At 60.5% G+C, this 4,422-nt stretch carries 6 protein-coding genes; 3 read left to right on the forward strand and 3 right to left on the reverse strand.

All coding sequences use genetic code 11. The features are described 5' to 3' along the window. Positions 1-134 precede the first annotated feature (134 nt). Complete coding sequence (locus AAAB16_RS17085; RefSeq protein ID WP_340664400.1) at positions 135-746, reverse strand: 3'-5' exonuclease; 612 nt, start codon at positions 744-746, stop codon at positions 135-137. Between the two features lie 57 nt (positions 747-803). Continuing rightward, on the reverse strand, positions 804-1,280 hold the full coding sequence (locus tag AAAB16_RS17090; RefSeq protein ID WP_110617255.1) for an NYN domain-containing protein: 477 nt from the start codon (positions 1,278-1,280) through the stop codon (positions 804-806). A gap of 161 nt (positions 1,281-1,441) precedes the next feature. Between AAAB16_RS17090 and AAAB16_RS17095 the strand changes: the two genes are divergently transcribed. Together AAAB16_RS17095 and AAAB16_RS17100 are read left to right on the forward strand one after the other, a co-directional pair. Further along, positions 1,442-2,101, forward strand: coding sequence for a YciC family protein (locus AAAB16_RS17095; RefSeq protein ID WP_340664401.1), 660 nt, complete (start codon positions 1,442-1,444; stop codon positions 2,099-2,101). 44 nt (positions 2,102-2,145) lie between these two features. After that, on the forward strand, positions 2,146-2,574 hold the full coding sequence (locus AAAB16_RS17100; protein WP_340664402.1) for a VOC family protein: 429 nt from the start codon (positions 2,146-2,148) through the stop codon (positions 2,572-2,574). Positions 2,575-2,590: 16 nt separating this feature from the next. Here AAAB16_RS17100 and AAAB16_RS17105 read toward each other — a convergent pair whose 3' ends face one another. Next, positions 2,591-3,331 (reverse strand): transporter substrate-binding domain-containing protein, encoded by a 741-nt coding sequence (locus tag AAAB16_RS17105; protein ID WP_340664403.1) that lies wholly within the window; start codon positions 3,329-3,331, stop codon positions 2,591-2,593. 174 nt (positions 3,332-3,505) lie between these two features. On the opposite strand from AAAB16_RS17105, the gene AAAB16_RS17110 reads away from it, so the two are divergent. Further along, on the forward strand, positions 3,506-4,422 hold a 917-nt coding region (locus tag AAAB16_RS17110; RefSeq protein ID WP_340664404.1), incomplete at its 3' end, for an endonuclease/exonuclease/phosphatase family protein.

Raw genomic sequence — 4,422 nt, forward strand, 5'->3', positions numbered from 1 at the left:
GTAGTCGAGCTCTTGCAGAGCGCGCAGCAACGGTTCGATCAGGCCTAGGGTGGCGAAAGTCATGTGGGGCTCACAGTGGGTAACCCGAGGGGGCGTTTCAAAGAGGCCGGCAGTTTACCCTGTTCACCACTTACTCAACCATGGCGCGCCAGCTGGAGGGCTTCGCTGATTTTCTTCGCCGGCACTTTTTGCAGCTTGCACAACAGGCTGTGGGAGATGCGCTGGATACCATGGGTATCGCGCAAATGCCCGGCCATATACAGGGTAAGGTTAGCGGCCATTTCCGCATCGGCCATGGCCCGGTGAGCCTTGCCGGTAACCGGCAAGCGCGCCCAGCTATTGAGCGTACCGAGCTTATGGTTCGGCGCATGGGGCAATAACCGCCGGGCCAACAGCATGGAGCACGCGAAGGATTGCACGCGTTGGCGTTTGATCAGGCTGAGCTCGGCGTCCCAGAACTTCTGGTCGAACGACGCGTTATGCGCCACCAGCGGCGTATCACCGACAAACTCGGCAACCGCGTGCATCACCTCATCGGCGGGCGGCGCCGAGCGCAGCATGGCGTTACTGATACCGGTAAGGCTTTCGATAAAGGGCGGCACCCACACGCCGGTTTTCATCAGGCTTTGATAACGGCCGACAATGCGCCCGTCTTCCACGATCACCGCGGCAATCTCGGTAGCGCGGCAGCTCTGGCCAGGCGACATGCCGGTGGTTTCAAAGTCGATGACAGCAATGCGTTCCACGGGGCGACGTCTCGTAGGCAATTAAACGCAGAGAGGGTAACAGCGTAGGTCCCTGCGTCAATTGCGCAGTAACAGCGCCCCTTCGATGGGCACATAACGCGTCGCCGCCCGCACCAACGACTGCGCCGTCAGTCCCGGCACGCCATACGCCACCGCCTCGGTGCCGTAGCTACGCACCTTGTCGAGCAACATATCGAAGTCGCCATCACCGGAGGCCAGCACCACGCTGTCGACGCGCTGGGCGGCGTCCATGATGTCGATGGTGATGCCCACATCCCAGTCGCCCTTGGCTGAGCCGTCGCTGCGCTGGATATACGGTTTGAGTTTCACCGTGAAGCCGAGATTGCGCAGGATCTGCTGGAACTGCTGCTGCTTGGCGTCGCCGCGGTCAATGGCATAGGCGTACGCCTCGACAATCTCGCCATGCTGGCTGATATCGGCCCACAACGCGGCGTAGTTGAAGTGGCAACCATGGGCCTGACGCACGGTGTAATAAAGGTTCTGCACATCGGCGAACACAGCAATTCTTTTCACCAGCCTGACTCCTTGGGCGGCCAAAGTGAGGGCAGTATGCCATCAGGCGATCATAAATAACCCAAGCATTGTGCTAACCGGTCGCCACAATTCGTTCGTTGGAGCGCAGCAGCCCTTCAGCTAAAGTGTCGCCCTCGCTTTTGCTGCTGTGACCTCCGTTAATGAATCCTTTGCCCATAATCCGCGACGCCTGGTTTTTCTCTAGCCGTAACCTGGCCACCATCGCCATGCTCTGCCTGCCCTGGATCACGCTGGAAAGCCTGGCCCAGTACGTATTGGCCAGCAATAGCGGGCCGGACACCTCGCCGGCCTACAGCATCATCATCGGCCTGCTGTTTTATCCGCTGTACACCGGCGCGCTGATCATCTTTCTCGCGGCGCGCAGCAGCGGCGAGCAGCCACGCATCGCCAATGTGCTGGCACTGACCTTAAACCTGTGGCCACGTTTCGCCGTGCTGTCGGCGCTGAGCACCTTGCTGATCATGCTGGGCATCAGCCTGATGGTGATTCCGGGGTTATACGTGATGGTGAAACTGGCCTTCTCCGAGTACCTGCTGGTGCTGCGCGGCCTGACGCCGCTGGCCGCGATGCGTGACAGCTTTACCCTGACCAGCGGCCACTTTGCGCGCATTTTGCTCTGCGTCATGTGTGTGATGGTGCCGCTGTGGAGCCTGGATTTGCTCAGCTACAACTTGGCGGGCAAAGACAACGAACTGCTGATATTCGCCATCGATTGCGGCAACGGCTTCTTGCAGTTGTTCACCAGCGTGGTGACCTTTCGCCTGTTTATGCTCATCAGCGCCGACCCGGCACGCGGCTGATTTGCAGCTAGCCTCTAGGGACGTCCGTCCCTGGAGCCAGCGTTATGACCGATGCCAACCCCAGCATCTTGTCGCACGTTTCAATCGGCACTAACCACTTCGAGCGCGCGCTTGTGTTCTACGACCGCGTGCTCGCCACCTTGGGCTGCAAGCGAATCATGGAGCACCCCGGTGCGGTGGCTTACGGCCGCCTGTACCCGGAGCTTTGGGTGCAAATTCCCATCGACGGCCAACCGGCCAGCGTCGGCAATGGCGGCCATATCGGCTTTGTGGCGCACGACAAAACCTCGGTCGATGCCTTCTATGCCGCCGCGCTTTCAGCCGGCGCCAGCGGCGATGGCCCGCCGGGGCCGCGCCCGCATTATGGCGAGCAGTATTACGGCTGTTTCGTGCGCGACCTGGATGGGCACAAGATCGAGGCGACTTACTGGGAAGACACTTCCCTGTACGAGATCTACGTAGAACCCGACTAACCGCCAGCCCGCCAGGTCAACGCTGCACTTGGTAACGCTTGGCCTGGCGCTTGATCCAACCTTCGGCAAGCATCTGGCGTAGCGCGGTGTTGATCAGCGTCTGCTCCTGCAACTGCGCGCGCACCTTGGAAAAGCCGATAAACAACTCCGTACGCGCCTCTGGTTGGTAGCGCGCCTTGGCGATGGCGCCGGCATAGCCTGGCTGAAGTAGCTCGAAGTCGACCTGGCAATCGGTGCCAATCACTACGCCCAGGCGCCCGCGCAACAGCATTTGCAACAATTGCTGCTCGTTGTTGACGCCGCGTTTGTCCAGGCTGTGGTCCGCATCAAAGGGCTGAAAGTACACCGACTCATTGACGTAGCCGATCACCTTGCCCTGCAGGTCGGCGTAGCTGCGCACCTGCTGGGCTGCACCGGCGGCGGTATAGAAGCGCGGTGCGCAGGCGTAGTAAGGCGAAGACAGGTATTCGATGTATTGCTCGCGCTCAGGCGTCTTGGCCAGACCAATCATCAAGTCGGCGCGGCCCTGCTGCAGGTCGGCCAAACCCCGTGCCCATGGCGCCCGCTGGATATCGAAACGAAGGCCGCTGCGCCGGCCGATTTCGTCGAGCACATCGATGTCCAGGCCAGTGAGGTTGCCCTGGGCATCTTCCATGCGAAACGGTGGCCACAGATCCGTCATCACCCGCAGCGGCGCGCGCTCGTCAGCGACGACGAGCTGGCACAGCAGGGTGATCAACAACAGTGACCAACGCATTTATCGTCCTTAATCGAAAATCGGCAGAGCGGCATGGGTGTAGCGAAGAGATCGTACAACCGCGGCGTAATCTACCTGCCGCGTATTACATTCGCCAGAACCAGCACGCATTTGGGCTAAAAGCCCACCCTCGGTTATGCTCCGGCTCGCGCCCTTTAGCCACTTGGCCTGCCCATGACGCTGTTTCGCACACGCCGTTTAGAAAAACTCCTGATCTTTGTTGTGCTCCTTGGCGTTGCCCTGGCGGTGCTGGTTTACAGCATTACCTGGCACCCGGCCGACCGTGAGGACGCGCCGCTGAGTTGCGATGTAAACACCGCCACGCTGCAACCTGGGCAGGCGCTCAAGGTAATGACCTGGAACGTCCAGTACCTGGCTGGGAAACGTTATGTGTTCTGGTACGACCTGGCCGATGGCAGCGGCCCCGACACCCGCCCGACCGCGGCAGACCTGGCCTACAGCCTAGACGAAGTGGTACGGATTCTGCGCGATGAACAACCCGATATCGTGCTGCTGCAAGAGCTGCACGAGAACACCAAAGCCACCGACTACCAAAACCAGTTAGCGCTGCTCCAAGAGCGCCTGGCCGACGTTTACCCGTGCAGCAGCCAAGCGTTTTACTGGAAGGCGGCGTTTGTGCCGCACCCAAAAATTCGCGGCAGCGTGGGCATGAAGCTCGGCACCCTGAGCCGCTACCGCATCAGCAGCGCCGAGCGCCTGCAACTGCCGACGCCCCCGGCTGATCCGCTGACCCGCCAGTTCAACCTTAAGCGCGCGCTACTGGTGAACTACCTGCCGATTCGCGATGGCGGTCAGTTGGCGGTAATCAACACCCACCTCGATGCCTTCGCCCAAGGCGATGACACCATGCAGCGGCAAGTGGCGATGATCGACCAGCAGTTGCAAACCCTGAATGCAGCGAAAACCCCATGGATTATCGGTGGCGACTTCAACCTGCTGCCGCCAGGCCAATACCAGCGCCTGTCCGAACGCCAACGCAGCTGGTATGCCCCCGATAGCGAGCTGCAGGTTCTGGCCGGCAAATACCCGATGATCCCCAACCTGCAAGAAGCCAGTGGTCCGGATCATGC

It is taken from the genome of Pseudomonas sp. (genome assembly GCF_037994325.1).
Classification (GTDB): Bacteria; Pseudomonadota; Gammaproteobacteria; order Pseudomonadales; family Pseudomonadaceae; genus Aquipseudomonas.

Bases quoted from the DNA above. Each gene is read 5' to 3' on its own strand.
- AAAB16_RS17095 (WP_340664401.1), top strand. From the start codon at position 1,442: ATGAATCCTTTGCCCATAATCCGCGACGCCTGGTTTTTCTCTAGCCGT.
- AAAB16_RS17100 (WP_340664402.1), top strand. From the start codon at position 2,146: ATGACCGATGCCAACCCCAGCATCTTGTCGCACGTTTCAATCGGCACT.
- AAAB16_RS17105 (WP_340664403.1), bottom strand. From the start codon at position 3,331: ATGCGTTGGTCACTGTTGTTGATCACCCTGCTGTGCCAGCTCGTCGTC.